The 17683-nt window shown below is 64.2% G+C and carries 21 protein-coding genes and 1 tRNA gene; 16 read left to right on the forward strand and 6 right to left on the reverse strand.

All coding sequences use genetic code 11. The features are described from left to right. Positions 1–64 precede the first annotated feature (64 nt). Positions 65–283 (forward strand): SlyX family protein, encoded by a 219-nt coding sequence (locus tag ACMHYJ_RS06575; protein WP_414245403.1) that lies wholly within the window; start codon positions 65–67, stop codon positions 281–283. 14 nt (positions 284–297) lie between these two features. After that, complete coding sequence (yghU, locus tag ACMHYJ_RS06580; protein ID WP_414245404.1) at positions 298–1143, forward strand: glutathione-dependent disulfide-bond oxidoreductase; 846 nt, start codon at positions 298–300, stop codon at positions 1141–1143. Here yghU and ACMHYJ_RS06585 read toward each other — a convergent pair. Beyond that, complete coding sequence (locus tag ACMHYJ_RS06585; protein ID WP_414245405.1) at positions 1140–2339, reverse strand: MFS transporter; 1200 nt, start codon at positions 2337–2339, stop codon at positions 1140–1142. The genes yghU and ACMHYJ_RS06585 overlap by 4 nt on opposite strands. A gap of 86 nt (positions 2340–2425) precedes the next feature. Between ACMHYJ_RS06585 and ACMHYJ_RS06590 the strand changes: the two genes are divergently transcribed. The 6 genes from ACMHYJ_RS06590 (at position 2426) to ACMHYJ_RS06615 (ending at position 5419) form a co-directional block, all read left to right on the forward strand. Further along, a complete protein-coding gene (locus ACMHYJ_RS06590) occupies positions 2426–3331 on the forward strand; it encodes a carbohydrate kinase family protein (protein WP_414245406.1) in 906 nt (301 codons plus the stop codon). Between the two features lie 146 nt (positions 3332–3477). Beyond that, on the forward strand, positions 3478–3807 hold the full coding sequence (locus ACMHYJ_RS06595; RefSeq protein WP_414245407.1) for a metalloregulator ArsR/SmtB family transcription factor: 330 nt from the start codon (positions 3478–3480) through the stop codon (positions 3805–3807). Beyond that, positions 3797–4240, forward strand: a complete 444-nt coding sequence (locus ACMHYJ_RS06600; protein ID WP_414245408.1) for a YeeE/YedE family protein — start codon at positions 3797–3799, stop codon at positions 4238–4240. Before ACMHYJ_RS06595 ends, ACMHYJ_RS06600 begins: the two co-directional genes overlap by 11 nt. Positions 4241–4247: 7 nt before the next feature. Continuing rightward, positions 4248–4670 (forward strand): DUF6691 family protein, encoded by a 423-nt coding sequence (locus ACMHYJ_RS06605; protein WP_414245409.1) that lies wholly within the window; start codon positions 4248–4250, stop codon positions 4668–4670. Between the two features lie 246 nt (positions 4671–4916). Beyond that, on the forward strand, positions 4917–5099 hold the full coding sequence (locus tag ACMHYJ_RS06610) for a hypothetical protein (RefSeq protein ID WP_414245410.1): 183 nt from the start codon (positions 4917–4919) through the stop codon (positions 5097–5099). Next, on the forward strand, positions 5099–5419 hold the full coding sequence (locus ACMHYJ_RS06615) for a hypothetical protein (RefSeq protein WP_414245411.1): 321 nt from the start codon (positions 5099–5101) through the stop codon (positions 5417–5419). Before ACMHYJ_RS06610 ends, ACMHYJ_RS06615 begins: the two co-directional genes overlap by 1 nt. Positions 5420–5528: 109 nt before the next feature. Here ACMHYJ_RS06615 and ACMHYJ_RS06620 read toward each other — a convergent pair. The 4 genes from ACMHYJ_RS06620 to ACMHYJ_RS06635 all read right to left on the reverse strand — a co-directional run bounded on the left by ACMHYJ_RS06620 (position 5529) and on the right by ACMHYJ_RS06635 (position 8932). Beyond that, positions 5529–5604: transfer RNA gene (locus ACMHYJ_RS06620), tRNA-Thr, on the reverse strand. 72 nt (positions 5605–5676) lie between these two features. Then, entirely contained in the window at positions 5677–6846 is a 1170-nt protein-coding gene (locus ACMHYJ_RS06625) for an AI-2E family transporter (protein WP_414245412.1), read from the reverse strand. A 21-nt stretch (positions 6847–6867) separates the two neighbouring features. Next, positions 6868–8097 (reverse strand): DUF3422 domain-containing protein, encoded by a 1230-nt coding sequence (locus ACMHYJ_RS06630; RefSeq protein WP_414245413.1) that lies wholly within the window; start codon positions 8095–8097, stop codon positions 6868–6870. 79 nt (positions 8098–8176) lie between these two features. Next, positions 8177–8932, reverse strand: a complete 756-nt coding sequence (locus ACMHYJ_RS06635; RefSeq protein ID WP_414245414.1) for a GntR family transcriptional regulator — start codon at positions 8930–8932, stop codon at positions 8177–8179. Between the two features lie 224 nt (positions 8933–9156). Between ACMHYJ_RS06635 and ACMHYJ_RS06640 the strand changes: the two genes are divergently transcribed. From ACMHYJ_RS06640 to ACMHYJ_RS06675, 8 genes are all read left to right on the forward strand, one after another. After that, positions 9157–9993, forward strand: coding sequence for a substrate-binding periplasmic protein (locus tag ACMHYJ_RS06640; protein ID WP_414245415.1), 837 nt, complete (start codon positions 9157–9159; stop codon positions 9991–9993). An 85-nt stretch (positions 9994–10078) separates the two neighbouring features. Next, positions 10079–10855, forward strand: coding sequence for an amino acid ABC transporter ATP-binding protein (locus ACMHYJ_RS06645; protein WP_414245416.1), 777 nt, complete (start codon positions 10079–10081; stop codon positions 10853–10855). A 13-nt stretch (positions 10856–10868) separates the two neighbouring features. Continuing rightward, the gene (locus ACMHYJ_RS06650; RefSeq protein WP_414245417.1) at positions 10869–11531 is read left to right on the forward strand and encodes an amino acid ABC transporter permease; all 663 of its coding nucleotides are present in this window, start codon (positions 10869–10871) and stop codon (positions 11529–11531) included. Positions 11532–11540: 9 nt separating this feature from the next. Next, positions 11541–12206, forward strand: coding sequence for an amino acid ABC transporter permease (locus tag ACMHYJ_RS06655; RefSeq protein WP_414245418.1), 666 nt, complete (start codon positions 11541–11543; stop codon positions 12204–12206). A 35-nt stretch (positions 12207–12241) separates the two neighbouring features. Continuing rightward, a complete protein-coding gene (locus ACMHYJ_RS06660; protein WP_414245419.1) occupies positions 12242–13099 on the forward strand; it encodes a dihydrodipicolinate synthase family protein in 858 nt (285 codons plus the stop codon). Between the two features lie 134 nt (positions 13100–13233). Further along, positions 13234–14487 (forward strand): NAD(P)/FAD-dependent oxidoreductase, encoded by a 1254-nt coding sequence (locus tag ACMHYJ_RS06665; protein ID WP_414245420.1) that lies wholly within the window; start codon positions 13234–13236, stop codon positions 14485–14487. 32 nt (positions 14488–14519) lie between these two features. Then, complete coding sequence (locus ACMHYJ_RS06670) at positions 14520–16004, forward strand: aldehyde dehydrogenase family protein (protein ID WP_414245499.1); 1485 nt, start codon at positions 14520–14522, stop codon at positions 16002–16004. Positions 16005–16006: 2 nt separating this feature from the next. Further along, complete coding sequence (locus tag ACMHYJ_RS06675) at positions 16007–17041, forward strand: proline racemase family protein (RefSeq protein ID WP_414245421.1); 1035 nt, start codon at positions 16007–16009, stop codon at positions 17039–17041. A gap of 65 nt (positions 17042–17106) precedes the next feature. Here the strand turns inward: ACMHYJ_RS06675 and ACMHYJ_RS06680 are convergent, their stop codons facing one another. Next, positions 17107–17670 carry a DUF488 family protein gene (locus tag ACMHYJ_RS06680; protein WP_414245422.1) on the reverse strand — a complete coding sequence of 188 codons (564 nt, stop codon included), beginning with the start codon at positions 17668–17670 and terminating at the stop codon, positions 17107–17109. Positions 17671–17683: the final 13 nt, after the last annotated feature.

Below are 17683 nucleotides of genomic sequence, written 5' to 3' on the forward strand. Positions count from 1 at the left end.
CTCCGGCGGCCGGACGTGGGGTGGCCATGCGGTAATATGGCTCTCCAAAGGAGCCGGCAAACCCATGGAATCCCCAAGCGCGCTTGAAAAGCGCATGATCGAACTTGAATTGAAGGCCACCGAGGCCGAAGACCTGTTGGATCAACTGAACCAGCAGGTCTTTCGCCAACAGCGGCAAATCGACGCTTTGGCGCGTGAACTGCTGTATTTGCGCCAACAGCAGGGGGGCGACGGCCCATCCAGTCTGCGCAGCCTGCTGGACGAACGCCCCCCGCATTATTGACATTGGAATCCACTATGAACGATTCATCGCACTACACCCCGCCCAAAGTCTGGGTCTGGGAAAAGCCCAGCGGCGGGCGCTTTGCCAGCATCAACCGCCCGGTGTCCGGGGCCACGCACGACAAGGCCCTGCCTATCGGGCGGCATCCTTTGCAGCTGTACTCGCAGGGCACGCCCAATGGGATCAAGGTCACCATCCTGCTCGAAGAACTCCTGGCGGCGGGCCATGTCGGGGCGGAATACGACGCCTGGCTGATCCAGATCGGCGAAGGCGACCAGTTCGGCAGCGGGTTCGTGGGGGCCAACCCCAATTCCAAGATCCCCGCCCTGGTGGATCGCAGCGGGGCCGAGCCGATGCGGGTGTTTGAATCCGGGGCGATTCTGTTGTATCTGGCGGAAAAATTCGGCGCATTCGTGCCCGCCGGGGGTGCGGCGCGGGCCGAATGCCTGTCCTGGCTGTTCTGGCAGGTGGGCAGCGCGCCCTACGTCGGGGGCGGTTTCGGTCATTTCTATGCGTATGCGCCCAGCAAGATCGAATACGCCATCGACCGCTTCGCCATGGAAACCAAGCGCCAGCTGGATGTCCTGGATCAGCGCCTGGCGCAGCACGCGTTTGTCGCGGGCAACGACTACACCGTGGCCGACATGGCGATCTGGCCCTGGTACGGCGGCCTGGTGCTGGGGCAGCTGTATGGCGCGGCCGAATTCCTGTCGGCCCAGGACTACCAGCATGTGCTGCGCTGGGCCGACCAGATCGCCCGGCGGCCCGCCGTGCGGCGCGGCCGCCTGGTCAACCGCACCAACGAAGGCTGCCTGCGCGAACGCCACAGCGCCGCCGATCTGGACGCCCTGGCCGGTTAGCCGACGGCGGGCGCCGCGCGGGCGCGGTCGAACGCCATCGACACCATCAGGATGGCGAACCCGCCCAGCGCCAGCCCCGCGCCCACCCAGCCGGGGGACGTCCAGCCGTGGCCCCCGGCAATCGCCATCCCGCCCAGCAGGGGCCCCAGCGCATTGGCGAAATTGAAGGCCGAATGGTTCAGCGCCGCCGCCAGCCCCTGGGCGTGGCGGGCCACGTCCATCAGCCGGGTCTGCAGCACCGTGCCCAAAGCGCCCCCGAAGCCGATCAGGAAGACGCACAGGGAAATCGTCCACAGCCGCCCGGCGGCCAGCGGAAACAAGGCCGACATCGCGGCGCTCCAGAGCAGCAGGCCGGCGGCGGTGGGCAGCAGGGCGCGATCCGCCAGCCAGGGCACCAGGATATTGCCGATGGTCAGACCCAGCCCGAAGATCCCCAGCACCAGCGGCACGACAGTGGGCGACACCTGGGTGACCTGCAGCAGGATATCGGCCAGATAGGTGTAGACGGCGAACAGGCCGCCGAAGCCGATGGCCCCCACGGCCAGCGTCAGCCAGACCTGCAAGTGCTTGAGCGCGCTCAGTTCGCGCAGGGGGCTGGCCCCGGCGGCCGGCGGGCTGTACGGGGCCAGCCGGGCGATCAGTCCCATGGTCAGCAGGCCGACCAGCGCCACCAGGCCGAAGCCCCAGCGCCACGTCAGCGCATGACCCAGCCAGTTGGCGAAAGGCACGCCGATGATGGTGGCCACGGTCAGCCCCAGGAACATCCGGCCCACCGCCTGGTTGCGCCGCGCGTAGGGCACCAGGGACACGGCCACCAGCGAGCCGATCCCGAAATACGCCCCGTGCGGCAAGCCGCTCAAGAAGCGCAGGATCAGCAGCGATTCATAGTTGGGGGCGAAGGCGCACAGGGCGTTGAACAGGGCGAACATCCCCATCAGGGCGATCAGCAGCGTGCGCCGGGCCATGCGGGCGGCCAGCACGGTCAACAGCGGGGCGCCCACCACCACCCCCAGGGCATAGGCGCTGATCACATGCCCGGCCGTGGGGGCGTCGATGCCCAGTTCCAGCGCAAAATAAGGCAGCAGGCTCATGGTGGCGAATTCGGTGGTGCCGATGGCGAATGCGCCGATCGCCAGGGCCAGGATGACCAGGCCGGGGGCGGCGCCGGCCGGTTTTCGGGGTGCGGTGGGGGTCATGAAACACAGGGGGAAGGTTTTTGGTTTTCCATTGTACTATCGGGGTTATCCCGAATCCTTCCCTGGAATCCTTCTCTGGATCTGTCATGCATATCACCACGATCGGCGCCGCCATTGTCGATGTTGTCGTTTCCACCGTCCAGCCCATGCGGGGCGCCAAGCAGGATGTCGAACACATCGGCCTGTATGCCGGAGGCGGGGCGCTCAATGCCGCCTTCAATATGGCGGCCCGAGGCGCGCAGGTGGCTGTCCATGCCTGCGTCGGCGCCGACCTCGAAGGCAAACTGCTGCGCGATCTGCTGCAGTCCCGCGGGATTCAGCCCGTGCTCTCCACCCATCGCCTGCCCACCGGGAAATCGGTGGTCATGGTGGATGATGCGGGGGCCGCGCGCGCCTATGCGCAGCGTGGGGCCAGCGCCTGGGTGGGCGAGCAGGGCTTTGCCGGGTTGGATCGCAGCGACGTGGTCTATGTGACGGGCCTGTCGCTGGAATCCCAGGCCTGGCTGCAGGCCGCGCTGGCCGCCATGCTGCGCCGGCCGTTTCGCCTGGTGGTCACCCCCGGGGCGCGGCAATTGGCGCATCCCGACGCGCTGCGCGATTTGTGGGCGCAGGCGGATTTATTGTGCGTCAATGCGCACGAGGCCGTGCGCCTGGTGCAGGGGGACGACGGCCGCCTGCCGGCGGACGACCCGCCGCCCGAAGTCGCCCGGAACCTGGCGCGCCAGCTGATCCGGCGTCCCGGGCAGACCGCCTTGCTGACCCTGGGGGCCGAGGGAGCCTTGTTCTTCGATGGCCGGGCGGGGCACTTTCATCCCGTGCAACCGGTGGACGTGGTCTCCACCATCGGGGCGGGAGATGCCTTTGCCTCGGCTTTTGTCCACGCCTGGGCGGGCGGGGCGCCGCCGCAGGATGCGCTGGCGGCGGCCACCCGCAGCGCGGCCCAGGTCATCCAGGTGGTGCCGGCCAACCTGGCCGGCCCGCTGCAGGCCTGATCCGCGCCTGGCGCAGGGCCACGAATTCGGCCTCGCCGATCCCGTCGCGCACGCGTGGTATGTAAGCAAACAATATATTGATCAATATTATATTTATTGATATATTGTAGTCAAGGTTTTCAATTGATTTGCTTGATTTGGAACGCATGCAACCCGACACCCTGGATCCGGCCCGGCTGCGCACCGCCGCAGCCCTTGCCGTTGCCGACCTGAAACTGCTGGCCAACCCGGATCGCCTGCTGCTGCTGTGCCAATTGTCCCAGGGCGAGTCCAGCGTGGGCGCGCTGGAAACCCTGCTGGGCATCCACCAGCCCACCTTGTCCCAGCAGCTGGGGGTCTTGCGCACAGAAGGCGTCGTGGCCACGCGGCGCAGCGGCAAGCAGATTTACTACCGCATCGCCAACCCGCAACTGCTGCGGGTGCTGGAAATGCTCTACGCCATTTACTGTCCTCAAGGATCACCGCATGACGATTGATTGGCTTGCTTTCACGCCCTGGTCGGCGCTGGCCGGGGGGCTGCTGATCGGCCTGGCCGCCGCCGCGTTCATCTTGCTCAATGGCCGCATCGCAGGCATCAGCAGCGTGCTGGGCGGCCTGTTGCGCGCCGGGCCGGGCGATCGCGGCTGGCGGCTGGCTTTCCTGGCCGGGCTGCTGGCGGCCCCCTGGCTGGCCCGTCTGTGGGGCCCGCTGGCCCCTATCCAGGTGGACGCGGGTGTCGGTGTCCTGGCGCTGGCCGGGTTGCTCGTCGGCCTGGGCACCCGCTACGGCAGCGGCTGCTCGTCGGGCCACGGGGTGTGCGGCTTGTCGCGCCTGTCGGCGCGATCCCTGGCCGCCACGGTGTGCTTCATCGGCGCGGGGATGTTGACGGTATATGTCGCGCGCCGGGTTTTTGGCTTGATGGCGGGGTGAGGTGGCGATGGCCAAGTTTTCAGCATTTCTTGCCGGCCTGGTATTTGGCATCGGCCTGCTGGTGTCGGGCATGGCCGATCCGGTCAAGGTGATCGGCTTCCTGGATATTGCCGGGGCCTGGGATCCTTCCCTGGCGCTGGTCATGGGGGGCGCCGTGCTGGCGGGCCTGGGGGCGTTTCGCCTGGCGGGCCGGCGCACCGTCACCTATCTGGGCCTGCCTCTGGCTTTGCCCGCGACGCGGGGGATCGACCGCCGCCTGGTGCTGGGCAGTCTGGTGTTCGGCCTGGGCTGGGGCCTGGCGGGCCTGTGCCCCGGCCCCGCGCTGGTGGATCTGGGGGCGGGGCACTGGCAGGCAGCGGTTTTCGTGGCCGCCATGCTGCTGGGCATGGGGCTGTTCGAATGGCTGGAACGGCGCGCCGCCAGGCCATAAGTGGCCGTCGCGGCCTGGTCTGTCATTGCGCTCTAGTATTGCCTAGCACACTTTGGCATTGACTTATCCAAAGTTACAAATTAACATGACAATGAAATGCTGGGCCCCGTGGACGAGCGCCATGGATAAGGTCAGGGCGACAGAATGACATGTGGATAACCCATCAACGATGGGAAAGCTCTAATAGATTTGGCTGGGTCAGCCAACGATCATCCGTAGTCGAAACCCATGACTCGGAGACCTGCCGTGAAAACCAGAAAGGCTAAAGCGTCAAAATGGACTGCCGCCCGCTTGATCGCGAGCGGTGCCTTGCTGGGTGTGGCTGTCGCCGGACTTCTCGGCGTTGATACTTCTTTCCTGAACACCGTGTTTGGCGCATCTGGTGCGGCCGCTGCGGCTGTTGCCCTGAAGGCGGTTCATATTCTGTAATGCTCGTCTTGCTGACCGACGGCTCCATCAACGCCGCAACGATACTAGCGGGAGTCATTTCGACAACGATACGACCAACGCGCCGATTCTTCCGGCGCCGCTGCGATGGTTTCCAGGGAAAATGCTGGAATTCACAAAAGACAATCACTGATTTCCTGAACGGATCCACTGCCGTCCCTTTCATCTGTTTGGTTTTGTCCGCTTTTTATCCAGGAATGGCCGTGATCGTCATGAACAACAAAGCCACTATGGCGGTTGCTGGCGCTATCGGTCTGATCTTTGTTATTGGCGAAATCGCAACCGCCGGCCGAGATGACTGACCAGCCTCGAAGTGTGCTGTCTCTCCAGTCCATCTACAGCGTTTTACCCAAAACTTACCCAGCAAAGAAAATGCGGCCCCAGGAAAAGCCTGGAAAGCCGCATGATCATTGGTGCCGGCTAGAGGAGTCGAACCCCCGACCTTCTCATTACGAATGAGCTGCTCTACCAACTGAGCTAAGCCGGCTTCGCGGCGTTTTTCGGCATATCCTGCCCAAAGCGCCTGCAGTGTGGTGGGAAACCCCACCAAAGCCAAGCATTATACATGGTTTTTATTTGATGTGTGGGCGGCTTGTTCGGGAGGCTGGGGGTTCCGTGCCGCCTGCGCCAGCTTGGCTTCTTCCGGCGCGGCGGTTCCGGCGGCCGGGCTGTCCTGGATCATCTGAACCGCATCGGGGAACAAATCCCAGCACGACATGAACAGGGCGGCGAACAGCGGGCCGATCACAAAGCCGTTCAGGCCGAAGACGGACAGGCCGCCCAGGGTGGAAATCAGCACCACGTAATCGGGCAGCTTGGTGTCCTTGCCCACCAGCATGGGTCGCAGCAGATTGTCGATCAAGCCGATGACCACCACGCCGAACAGGGCCAGAATGGCGCCTTCCCAGTAGTTGCCGCTGACCAGAAAATACACTGCCACCGGGGCCCAGATCAGCGACGCCCCCACGGCGGGCAGCAGCGAGAGAAACGCCATCAGCACCCCCCAGAACAACGCGCCTTGAATCCCCAGGAAGGCGAACATCAGCCCGCCCAGCAGACCCTGCGTGGCGGCAATGACGATATTGCCCTTGACCGTCGCCCGCACGACTGTGGTGAATTTGAGAAACAGCTTGATGCGGTGATCGTCCTGCAGGGGAATCAGACGCTTCAAGGCCGGCACCATCCGGGGGCCATCGCGCAGCAGGAAGAAAAGCAGGTAGATCATGACCCCCAGCCCGACGACGAACTGGAAGGTGTTCTGGCCGACGCTGACGGCTTGCTTGGCCAGGAACTGGCTGGCCTGCAGCGCCCCGGCGGACAGTTTTTCGCGGATACTCAGCAGGTCGCCCAGGCCGAAGGAGTTCAGCCAGGCGTGCACGGAGGCGGGCAGCGCCGAGACCATCTGTTCGTAGTATTTGCCCAGATTCAACTGCCCGGAACTGATGCGGGCGTACAGGCCGGCGGCTTCTTGGGCCAGGGCGCCGGTAATGAACAGCAGCGGCACGATGACCATGAGGATGATGCCCAGCACGGTCAGGAAGGCCGCCAGATTGTGCCGTCGCCCCCCCAGCCGTACCAGCAGCCAGTGGTGCAGGGGGCTGAACAGCACCGCCAGGACGCAGCCCCAGAAGATCGCGCCGTAGAAAGGCAGCAGGATGCTGATGAAGGCGATGGAGACAGCGGCCAGCAGCAGCAGGAAACTGCGGAAATGAAGGGTGTTGGTTTGCATGGGCAAGTGGGCGAACAAAGATCAGTGGCGGCGGGCGTTGCGAATCCGGTAGGCAATGATGCCGATGATGACGGCGGCCACCGGCATGCCGGTCAGCAAGGCGGCTTGGGGAGACCATTCCAGACCCAGGGTCAGTATCCCCTGGTACAGCAGTTTGAACAGGCTGAACAGATAATAGCTGATGGCGATGATGGACAGGCCCTCCACCGCTTTCTGGATCTTGATCTGCGTGTCGGCGCGGGTGTTCAGGCTTTGCAGGATCTGGCTGTTTTGTTCTTCCATTTCGACTTGCACCCGGGCCTGAAGAAGATTGCCCAGGTGAGCCACGCTGTCGCTGATGCGGGTCAGGCGCTGGTCGATGGATTCACAGTACCGGACGGTGGGCCGGAAGCGCTGCTCGATGAACGTGCCCAGCTGCTGGCAGTCGCCGGTGCGGCTTTCGTGCAGCTCGTTGATGCGCTCGGTGACCAGTTGGGCGTAGGCGGCGGTGGCGCTGAAGCGCAGCCGTGTGCGGGTATGGGTCTGGGTGACCCGGGCCGACAACAGCGTGATGCGCTTGAGCAGGCTGCGCAAATCCTGCGCCTGGGCGCTGGCGTTGTCGTCCGACAGGGCCATCAGCTCGGTTTCGTAGTCGCGCAGATTGGCACTCAGCGCCCGCGCCACCGGCAAGGTCAGGGAGGCCATCAGGCGATAGGTCTCGACCTCCAGCAGGCGGCGCACGATCCGCCCCAAGCGCCGCCCGTCCAGCTGGCGGTTGAGCACCAGCATGCGGTTGATGCCGTTGCCGTTCAGGCGCAGGTCGCTCCAGACGGTGGCTTTGCCGCCGTCCAGGTCCGAGCCCACCGGGTCGTGAAAGCCGTAGTCCGTCAGCTGGCCCGACCAGGATGCCGTGGATTCGACGCAGAGCTGGTCGGCATTGATCAGCAGGGCGCTGTGGGTTTCCGCGACCTCGGCCAGGACGCCGGGCAGCGCGGGCCAGTGGCTGGCGTGCGGGCCGGGGCTGACCAGCGTCAGCGTCAGGAATTCCGTGTGCCGTTCCCATTTCAGGCGGGCTTCGCCCACCGGAAATTCCCCTTGGGGCAGGGCGGGATCCGCCAGCGCGACGTGGCGGTCGCACAGGGTGCGGATGATGGTTTGCGCCGCATTGTCTTCGTCCAGAAACGCCAGGTGGAACACCTGGGCGGGCGCATCGAAATACATCGAGGGGCGGGCGTGCAGTTCGTTGTGCAGGGTGTTGCGTTGCAGGTGCATGCGGTGCGTATCCAGGGGGCATCGGGTCAGGATGGTTCAGTGTATCCAAAAAAGCCCCTGGAAAACGCGGCGCAGGGTTTTATGGCGCGGAATATCGGGTATTCACGCCGGCGTGAGCGGGGTGATCCGCCAGCTGGAGCGCCATGTTTTCCGTGTAGTTTTCCGTCAGGAAAACCAGGAAATTCTGCTGAAACTGGCGCGTGTGGTCGTGGGCCAGCTGCTCTGCCCGGTCGGCGTCCCGGTCGCGGATGGCCTGGAGCATCAGGTCGTGCTCGTCGGTCAGCAGGTAGGCGTCGTTGGAGCGTTCGAGATAGTCGAAGTGCAGGTGCAGCATCCGCTGTCCTTCATTCAGCAACTGCTCGTAGAAGGCATAAAAGTAAGGGTTTTTCCCGGCGGCGGCGATGGCCAGGTGAAACGCCTTGTTGGCCTGGGACATGTCGAGATGCACACCGACGTGCACGGCACTTTCAAAGTCACGCATGCGTTGTTCGATCTGCGTCAGGTCGTCGTCCGTGCGACAGGTGGCGGCCAACCGGGTATTGATGCGCTGCGCGATGTCCAGCGCCGCGACATATTTCGGGAACATTTCGATTTCAATCGGCGCCACGATCGTGCTGCGGTTGGGCAGGGTGACCACCAGGTGCTCGCCGGCCAGGCGGATCAGCGCCTCCCGGATGGGGGAGCGCGACATGCCGAAGCGTTCCGCCAGGCCGATTTCGTCCAGGTGCTGGCCGGGGCGCAGCACGAGCGTCAGGATTTCATTGCGCAGGGTTTCGTAAACGCTGTGCGTGTTGGTTTTCTTGCCGGTATGGGTGCCGGAGGTGGTTGGGGTCATCCCGTGTCCTTTGTTGAGCAGCTTGGCCTGCCGTGGGAAGCTGGCGCGCGCCGGACATTCCCGGCCGCCTGGCCCGGCCGGCCTGTGGATGCTGATGTTGTACCACTATTTATTTTTCGTTTGACATTGTCGACATAATGACGACATAATAGCATCCATCTACCCGGACACATCGACCGGGCCTTCCCTAAAGATACGTTCAACGTGCATTACAGGAGACAACGATGGCCTTGATTCAAGGAAAACCTGCCGCTCGGACGCTGTCCGCTCTTTGTGTGTCTTTGGCCCTGCTCGCCGCCCCGGCGGCGCAGGCGGCGGGCGACGAAAGCTATTGGCAGACCGTTCAGAAAAACGGCGTCTTGCGCTGCGGCGCGGCGGTCGCCCCACCGTATGTAATGCGCGATCCGGCTTCCGGGGAATACGCCGGCTTTTTCGCCGATCTGTGCCGGGAGTTCGCGGACGCGCTCAAGGTCAAACCGCAGTTCGTCAACACCAATTGGGACAACATCGTCGCCGGGCTGCAGGCGGGGAAATGGGATCTGGCCCTGGCATTGAACCGGACGCCTGTCCGGGCCATGGCCGTGCAGTTCTCCATTCCGGCGATGGAATACCAGGTCTCGCTGGTCTACAACCAGAACAATCGCAAGATCGGGGGCCGCATGAAGTCGGTCGCCGACCTGGATCGGCCGGACATCACCTTTGCGGTCATGTCGGGTACGGTCGGCGACAAATTGATCAGCGCCGCCGTTCAGCGGGCGTCGATCATGCGCCTGCCGGGCAGCGACGAAGCCCGGCTGGCCGTCGCGTCCAAGCGGGCGGACGTGCTGGTGGATGCGTCGGACTCCAATCTGCTGTTCAGCCAGGCGCACCCGGACTGGGCGGTCACGCTGAACCCCGAGCCCGCCCTGGCCAAGCAGGGGGTGGGGTTCGGCCTGTCGCGGAATATGCCGGCGGCGGATGTCGCCGTCGTGGATATTTTCCTGGAAGAAAAAATCGCCACGGGGCATGTGGATCAGCTGATCCACAAAAGCGTCGATCAAGTCCTGGGTGGCATGCAGTAGTCGTCATGGCGCGGGATGGGCGGCGGGGGCGCGGCAGCGATCATCCGCCCGTCCCGGGCGCTGATGTGGATACTCGGGAGAAATCATGGACGGTTCAGTCTTGCAGCCCCTCGTCAGCATGCGGGGCTTGCGTAAAAGTTATGGAGACCTGTCGGTCCTGAAGGGGGTCGATCTGGAAATGAAGCCTGGCGAACGGGTGGTGGTCATCGGCCCCAGCGGCGGGGGCAAAAGCACGCTATTGCGCGTGTTGATGGGCTTGGAGGAAATTGATGCGGGCACGGTGGTTTTCGATGGCCGGCCCTATATCTCGCGCCCGGCGGGCGCGGGGGCGACGGTGATCGACACCCGGCTGCGCCGTTCCATCGGCATGGTGTTCCAGCACTACACGCTGTTCCCGCACCTCAGCGTTTTACAGAACCTGGTTCTGGCGCCCTGCAAAGTCCATGGCGAGCACAAGGCCCAGGCCGAAGAACGGGCCAAAGAACTCTTGACGCGCTTTGGCCTGGGCAACAAGTGCGGGGCCTACCCGGCCCATCTGTCCGGCGGGCAGAAACAGCGCGTCGCCATCGCCCGGGCATTGATGCTGGACCCCAAGCTGATGCTGTTCGACGAGGTGACGTCCGCCCTGGATCCCGAACTCGTGGGCGAAGTAGAGCAGGTGATGCAGCAATTGGCGCGCCAGTCCATGCCGATGATGATCGTGACACACGATATGTGGTTTGCCAAGAACATCGCGTCGCGCGTGATTTTTTGCGCAGGCGGCGTCATTGTGGAGGATGGCCCGCCCGAGCAGGTGCTGGGCTCGCCCCGCGAACAGCGCACCCTGGAATTCATCGACCAGGTCTTTCACATCAAGCAATAGGGTGGCTGCCGTCGTGGATTATTCATTTGACTTCAATTCAATCTCGTTCGCGCCGCTGTGGCAAGGCCTGTTGGTGACCTTGCAACTGACGGCGGCGGCCAACGTGATGGGCTTGATTGCCGGTTTCATCCTGGCGCTGCTGGTCATGAGTCGATACCGGATTGTCCGGGCGCCGTGCATGCTGTTCATCGAATTCTTCCGGTGCACGCCCGTCATCGTCCAGATCGTGTGGTTCTTCTATTGCGTGCCTATGCTGTTTGACGTGTTTCTCGCGCCGATGACGATGGGCATCCTGGCGCTGGGCCTGAACCTGGTGGCGTTCAATGCGGAAGCCTATCGCGCCGCTATCCAGGCCGTTCCCCGCCAGCAGCTGGATGCGGGCGTGGCGCTGGGGCTGGGCCCCTTGCAGCGGATTTTGCATATCGTGCTGCCCACGGCATTGCGCTCGGCGACGCCCGTGCTGCTGACCAACGGCATCACGATTTTTCAGCAAAGCTCGCTGGTCGCCGTGGTGGCCATCCAGGATCTGACCTATCAGGGCCGGCTGCTGGCGACCGAGACATACCGGCCGATTGAAACGTTCACGGTGGTGGCCTTGGTCTATTTCTTTATCTCGCTGCCCATTACCCGGCTGGTGGATGCCATCGAGCGCCGCCGTGAGCAGGCGCTGGCCTGAGGGGGAATCATGGATCTGGACTTTTCTATTCTTCCACGCTTTCAGAATGCCTTGCTCATCGGCTTGTGGGTCACGATCAAGTTGACGCTGGTGTGTGGCGTCCTGGGCCTGGCGCTGGGGTTTTTGCTGGCGTTGGCGCGCAGCGCCCGGTCGGCGCTGATCCGGGGCGCGGCGGGGCTGTATGTGGATTTTTTCCGGGGCACGCCCGTGCTCATACAGATTTTCTGGGTGTTTTTCTGCCTGCCGCTGGTGCTGCAGACAGAGATTCCCAATTTTCTGTCCGCCGTGATCGCTTTGACGCTGTACATGGGCGCCATCACCAGTGAAACCTTCAGGGCGGCGCTCCGGTCCATCGGGCCGGAACAAATGGACGCCTGCGTCGCGCTGGGCCTGCCCGCCACCGTCAAGGCATGGCATGTCGTCCTGCCACAGGCCTTGCTGCGCGCCATTCCCGTGCTGTTGTCGAACGGCATTGGCCTATTCAAGGAAAGCGCGTTGATTTCGACGGTGGGGATTGCCGACTTGATGTTCGTGGGCAACAACATTTCAAACAACACGGCGCGTCCCGTGGAAGTCCTGACTGCTGTTGCGCTGATTTACTTTGTGATCGCCTTTCCCTTGACCCGCGTGGTCGGGGCCTTGGAAACGCGTGTGCTCAAGAAGCTTGAAATTTGATTTTTTTGGAGATGATGATGAAATTGAGCGGTGTAATGCCTGCCTTGGTGACGCCTTTCGACTCGAATGGCCGGGTTGATTTTGCAGCCTTTGAAAAATTGCTGACCGCCCTGCGCGCCGCCGGTGTCTCCGGCTGGGTGCCCATGGGTTCCACGGGGGAATACTATTCCATGACCGATGCGGAACGCGATGCCGTGCTGCAATTCGTCAAGGATTTCGCGTTGCCGGGCGAAGGCCTGATCGCTGGTGCCAACGCGACCACAACCCAGGGGGTGATCGAGAACGTCCTGCGCGCGCAGCGCATCGGCTACGACACGGTGCTGTTACCCACGCCGTTCTATACGCGTCCCACCCAGGCCGAGCTGTTGGCTTATTACCGGGCCGTCCTGGACGCCACGGACGCCAATCTCATTCTTTACAGTTACCCGGACAAGGATGGCGTGGAAGTCTCGTTCGAGGTCATGGACGCGCTGGCCGATCACCCCCGGGTGCTGGGCATCAAGGAAAGTTCCGGGCGCCTGCAGCGGGCAATTGACATTCATGCGCGTTACGACGGCCGCATCGCGCTGATTTCCGGTTCGGATGATATCGCCCTGGATTTCATGCTGTGGGGGGCCGATTGCTGGATTTGCGGGCCCGCCAACTGCATGGCCCAGGCATGCGTCGATCTCGACCGGACGTTCCGCTCCGGCGACCTGTCGGCGGCACGCGAGAAAATGGCCGTGCTGTACCGCGCCATGAATATCCTGGAAAGCGGCAAATTCGTCCAGAAAATCAAATATGGCTGCGAATTGCAGGGCTTGCCCGTAGGGCTTGGCCGCGCACCCCTGGGCGAGCTGTCGACAGAAGAAAAGGCCGCTTTCAAGGCTGCGGTCGCGCCGCTGTTTGGCTAGTCCGTGAATTTATCGCTGGATTGGCCAAACAGGATACAGGGTCTGGATGCCTGAAAAAATGATTCTCGCGCACGGTCGGTTGCTATTCAACCGCTTGCCGTAGGTCGGAGATAGTGGAAAGTGGAGGCGGGCAAGTGGATTCAAACTCGAAACCGATTGTGGTGGTCGGGGCCGGCATCATCGGCTCGACCATTGCCTATGAACTGCAGAAACGCTTGGGTAATGTGGTGCTGGTGGATCGTGATCCGCCGGGCATGGGCGCGTCCTATGGCAATATGGCCAGCATCGCCGTGACCGAGTTTCTGCCGGCGTCCAGACCGGGCGTATGGCGGCAGTTGCCGGGCTGGCTGCTGGACCCGGGGGGGCCGGTGCGTTTCCGGCCGGGTTACCTGCCGACGCTGTTGCCGTGGTTCTGGCGCTTCGCGGCGGCCGGCCGCCCGGCCCGGCTGCGCGCACTGGAAGCCGCCGGCGCCGCCTTGTGCCGCCGGGCGCTGGGCGATTGGATCGCCCTGCTGGCGCAGACCGGCCTGTCGCATCTCTTGAGCGCGCAAGGATGCCTTTGCCTGTATGCCTCCGAACAAGCCTATCGGGCGGATCGGGATCACCAGCGCTTGATGACACAATACGAATTGTCTTGCGAAACCTTGACGGGGGCTGCCGCGCGGGCGCTGGAACCCGCGCTGGCGCCGTCCATTCACAAGGCGTTGCGGCTGCCGGACAATCGCTCGATTGCCGATCCCCATCAGCTGGTGCAGGCCCTGGTCGACCGTTTTCTGGGCCTGGGTGGCCGGCTGGAAACGGCGGCAGTCACGGGGTTCGAGTGCGCCGAAGGGCGGGTGGCGCGGGTGTTGCTGCGGGATGCCGCCCCGCTGCCGGTCAGTCGCGTCATCCTGGCGGCCGGCGCGTTTACCGGCAGGCTGTCCGCCCTGTTGCACGAGCCGATCCCCCTGGAAACCGAGCGGGGCTATCACGTCCAATTGGCGCGGGCCGGCATCGGCATGCGGCATTCCCTCATCTGGCCGGCGCGGGCTTTCATGGTGACCCCCACCGCCGGCGGCTTGCGTATCGGCGGCACGGTCGAGATGGCCGGGCTGGATGCTCCGCCGGACTACCGCCGTGCGACGGGTCTGCTCAAACATGCCCGCAAGATATTGCCGGATCTGCGGGATCAATCCGCCGACAGCGTCTGGATGGGGCATCGTCCCGCCTTGCCCGACACGATTCCCGTGATTGGCCGGTCCGCGCTCAACCACAATCTTTTCTACGCCACCGGGCATGGCCATCTGGGTCTGACCCAGGCGGCGACGACCGCGCTGCTGATTGCGGATCTGGTCATGGATCGCCCCGCTTTGATTGATTTGACGCCCTATCGCGTGGATCGTTTTTGATCACGATGGCTGAAACAAGGAGAAATTTCGTGATGCACGACAAGCTGTATATCAATGGCGCATGGCGGCCTGCCGCCGATGGCCGGATGCTGGACGTCGTCAACCCGGCGACCGAACAGGTATTCCACCACCTTGCCAGCGGGACGCCCGACGATGTGGATGCCGCTGTCAGGGCCGCCCGCAGGGCGTTCGACCAGGATGGCTGGCCGCAGCGCAGCGGCGCACAGCGCGCGGGTTATCTGCGGGCCATCGCGCAAGGCATTCGCGCCGAGGTGGACGCATTGGCGCGTCTGGAAGTGCTGGACAATGGCAAGCCCCTGGCGGAGGCCAAGTGGGATGTCGAGGATGCCGCCGGATGCTTTGAGTTCTATGCGGGGCTGGCTGAAGCGCTGGATCAATCGGGTGCGGAAACGCTTGCCCTGTCCGATGCGCGCTTTGAATCGAAGGTGGTGCGCGAACCCTTGGGCGTTGCGGCGGCCATCATTCCCTGGAACTATCCGCTGCTGATGGCGGCCTGGAAGGTGGCGCCTGCGCTGGCTGCGGGCTGCACCGTGGTTCTCAAGCCCGCCGAGGCGACCTCCCTGACGGCACTGGAACTGGCCGCCATCGCCCACCGGGCGGGCTTGCCTCCCGGTGTGCTGAATGTCGTCACTGGCCTGGGGGCCGTCGCGGGACAGGCCCTGGCGGATCATCCCCAGGTCGACAAACTGGCCTTTACCGGGTCGGGCGTGGTGGGGTCGCGCATCATGGCGGCGGCGGCGCGCGACATCAAGTGCGTCAGCCTGGAACTGGGTGGCAAATCCCCTTTCCTGGTATTTGAGGATTCCGATCTCGACCAGGCCGTGGAATGGGTCATGTTTGGCATTTTCTGGAATCAGGGCGAAGTCTGTTCCGCGACGTCCCGCGTCCTGGTTCAGGAAAAACTATACCCGCGCTTCCTGAGCCGTCTGGTGGAAGAAACCGACAAGATTGTGGTGGGCGACGGGCTGGCGGAGGGGACGCAGCTGGGGCCGCTGGTGTCGCGCCCCCAGTATGACAAGGTGCTGTCCGCGATCGAACGGGCCCGGGCCGCCGGGGCCGTGGTGGCGTGCGGGGGGACGCGGCCCGCGACGCCGACGCAGGGCTACTATCTGCGGCCCACCGTATTGACGGACGTGCCGTTGGACAGCGATGCCTGGCGCGAGGAGATTTTCGGCCCGGTCGTCTGCGTGCGACCGTTCGGGACGGAAGCGGAAGCCGTGCGCCTGGCCAACGATACCCGGTTCGGGCTGGCCGCCGCCGTCATGTCCGGGGATACGGCGCGTGCCGAGCGGGTGGCGGCGGCGCTGCGCGCCGGCATTGTCTGGATCAATTGCTCCCAGCCGACGTTTACCGAGGCGCCCTGGGGCGGCTACAAACAGTCCGGCATCGGCCGGGAACTGGGCCGCTGGGGGCTGGACAACTACCTGGAAACCAAGCAGATCACCCGGTTCACGGACACCCGGCCCTGGGGCTGGTATCTGCAAGGAGGCGATTGATCATGCAAGCCACGCCAGCGCTGGAACTATGGAAAGTGCATTGCCAGGGCGAGCAGGGCCACGTCCTGATGTCCGGGGCCCCGGAGATCCCGGGCGGCACTTTGCTCGAAAAAATGGATCATCTCAACCACGTGGACGACCGCTTGCGCCGCTTCGTGACCCGGGAGCCCAGGGCGCATCTGGCCCAGTCGGTGAATCTGCTGGTCGATCTGGTGCGTGCCGATGCCGATGCGGGCTTTATCGTGCTGCAGGCCGATCGGGCCCATCCCATGTCCGGCAGCAACTGCATCTGTGTGGTGACGGCGCTGCTGGAAAGCGGCCGGGTGGCCATGCAAGAGCCGGAGACCATCGTGCGCCTGGACACGCCCGCCGGGCTGATCGTGGCGCGCGCCGCTTGTCGTGGCGGCCGCTGCCTTTCAGTCAGCCTGGAAAATGTTCCCTGCTTTGTCGAGGCCCTGGATGTCGCCCTCGATACCCGTGCGTGGGGGACGCTGCGCGTGGATATCGCCTTTGGCGGGGTCTACTACGCGCTGGTGGATGTGGGCCAGATCGGGCTGTCCATTGCGCCGGCCCAGGCGCGGGCTTTGGCGGAGGCGGGCATTGCCATCAAGCGGCAGCTGGCCCGGGAAGTCCAGGTGCAGCATCCCGTCCTGGCTTCCCTGTCCGAAATCGCCTATGTCATGTTTCGTCAGGAAGAAGCGCCCGGGGTTGTACGCACCTGCACTACCCTGTTGCCGGGGCGGGTGGATCGCTCGCCGTGCGGCACCGGCAGTTCGGCCAATCTGGCCGTCAATTTTGCGCGTGGCCGGGTGCGCGAAGGGGACGGCATTCTGTCGCGTTCCATCATCGGCGGCGAGTTCCGCGCCGAAGTTTCGCGCATCACCGTCGTGGGCGACCGGCAGGCCATCGTCCCCCGTGTCACAGGCAGCGCCTATGTCTATGGACGGGAAACCCTGTTCCAGGCCGCCGATGATCCTTTTGCCGAAGGCTTCGTCCTGTCGGATACGTGGGGATCCCAGGTCGATCTCCTGGGTTGAATCGCGCAGCGGGAGATGGCATCCGGGGCTGTTCCCGCCGACGGGGCGGTGGCGCGCCGGCGGCTTCAGGGGCCGTTGGCGGGCGGCGGCGCCGTGGCGGGGCGCGGCGGGTAGTGCACGCTGCCGTCCGCCTGGACAGCGGCCCCGCGTGTCAGGCTGGCCGGGGTATCGTGGCCCGGCCCCATGAGGTGCCGCACCGGAATGCCCCGGGCCAGCAGATAGTCGCTGACGATGCGCCGATGGCAGCGCCACCAGACTGCTTCGGAACACATGATGGCGCAGCGCTGCGCCTGAGCGCGCTGGATCAGGGTCTCCAGGCCCTGGCGGAAGGCGTCGGTCAGCGCATAATCGGCGTAATGGTGGAAGCTGTCGTTTTCCCAAAAACCATTGGTTTCCGGGGGAATGGTCTTCGATTTGCCGCGCAGCCCGCCCAGGGCGGCCAGGTGCTCATAGTCGATCCGATACGCGGCCAGGGCGGCGGGCAGGGTGTCCTGGTTGAACTGCGGATTGGTGCGCGAGCGCGGCACGGTGCGGATATCGACCAGGCGCTCGATGCCCGCGGCTTGCAGAATCGCCGCGAATGCCGCCAGAGGGTGGGTGGAGTGCCCGATGGTATAGAGGGTTGGCATGGCTTGGCGTGGC

The sequence above is a fragment of the Castellaniella hirudinis genome (assembly GCF_047468865.1).
In the GTDB taxonomy this organism is placed as follows: Bacteria; Pseudomonadota; Gammaproteobacteria; order Burkholderiales; family Burkholderiaceae_B; genus Castellaniella; species Castellaniella hirudinis_A.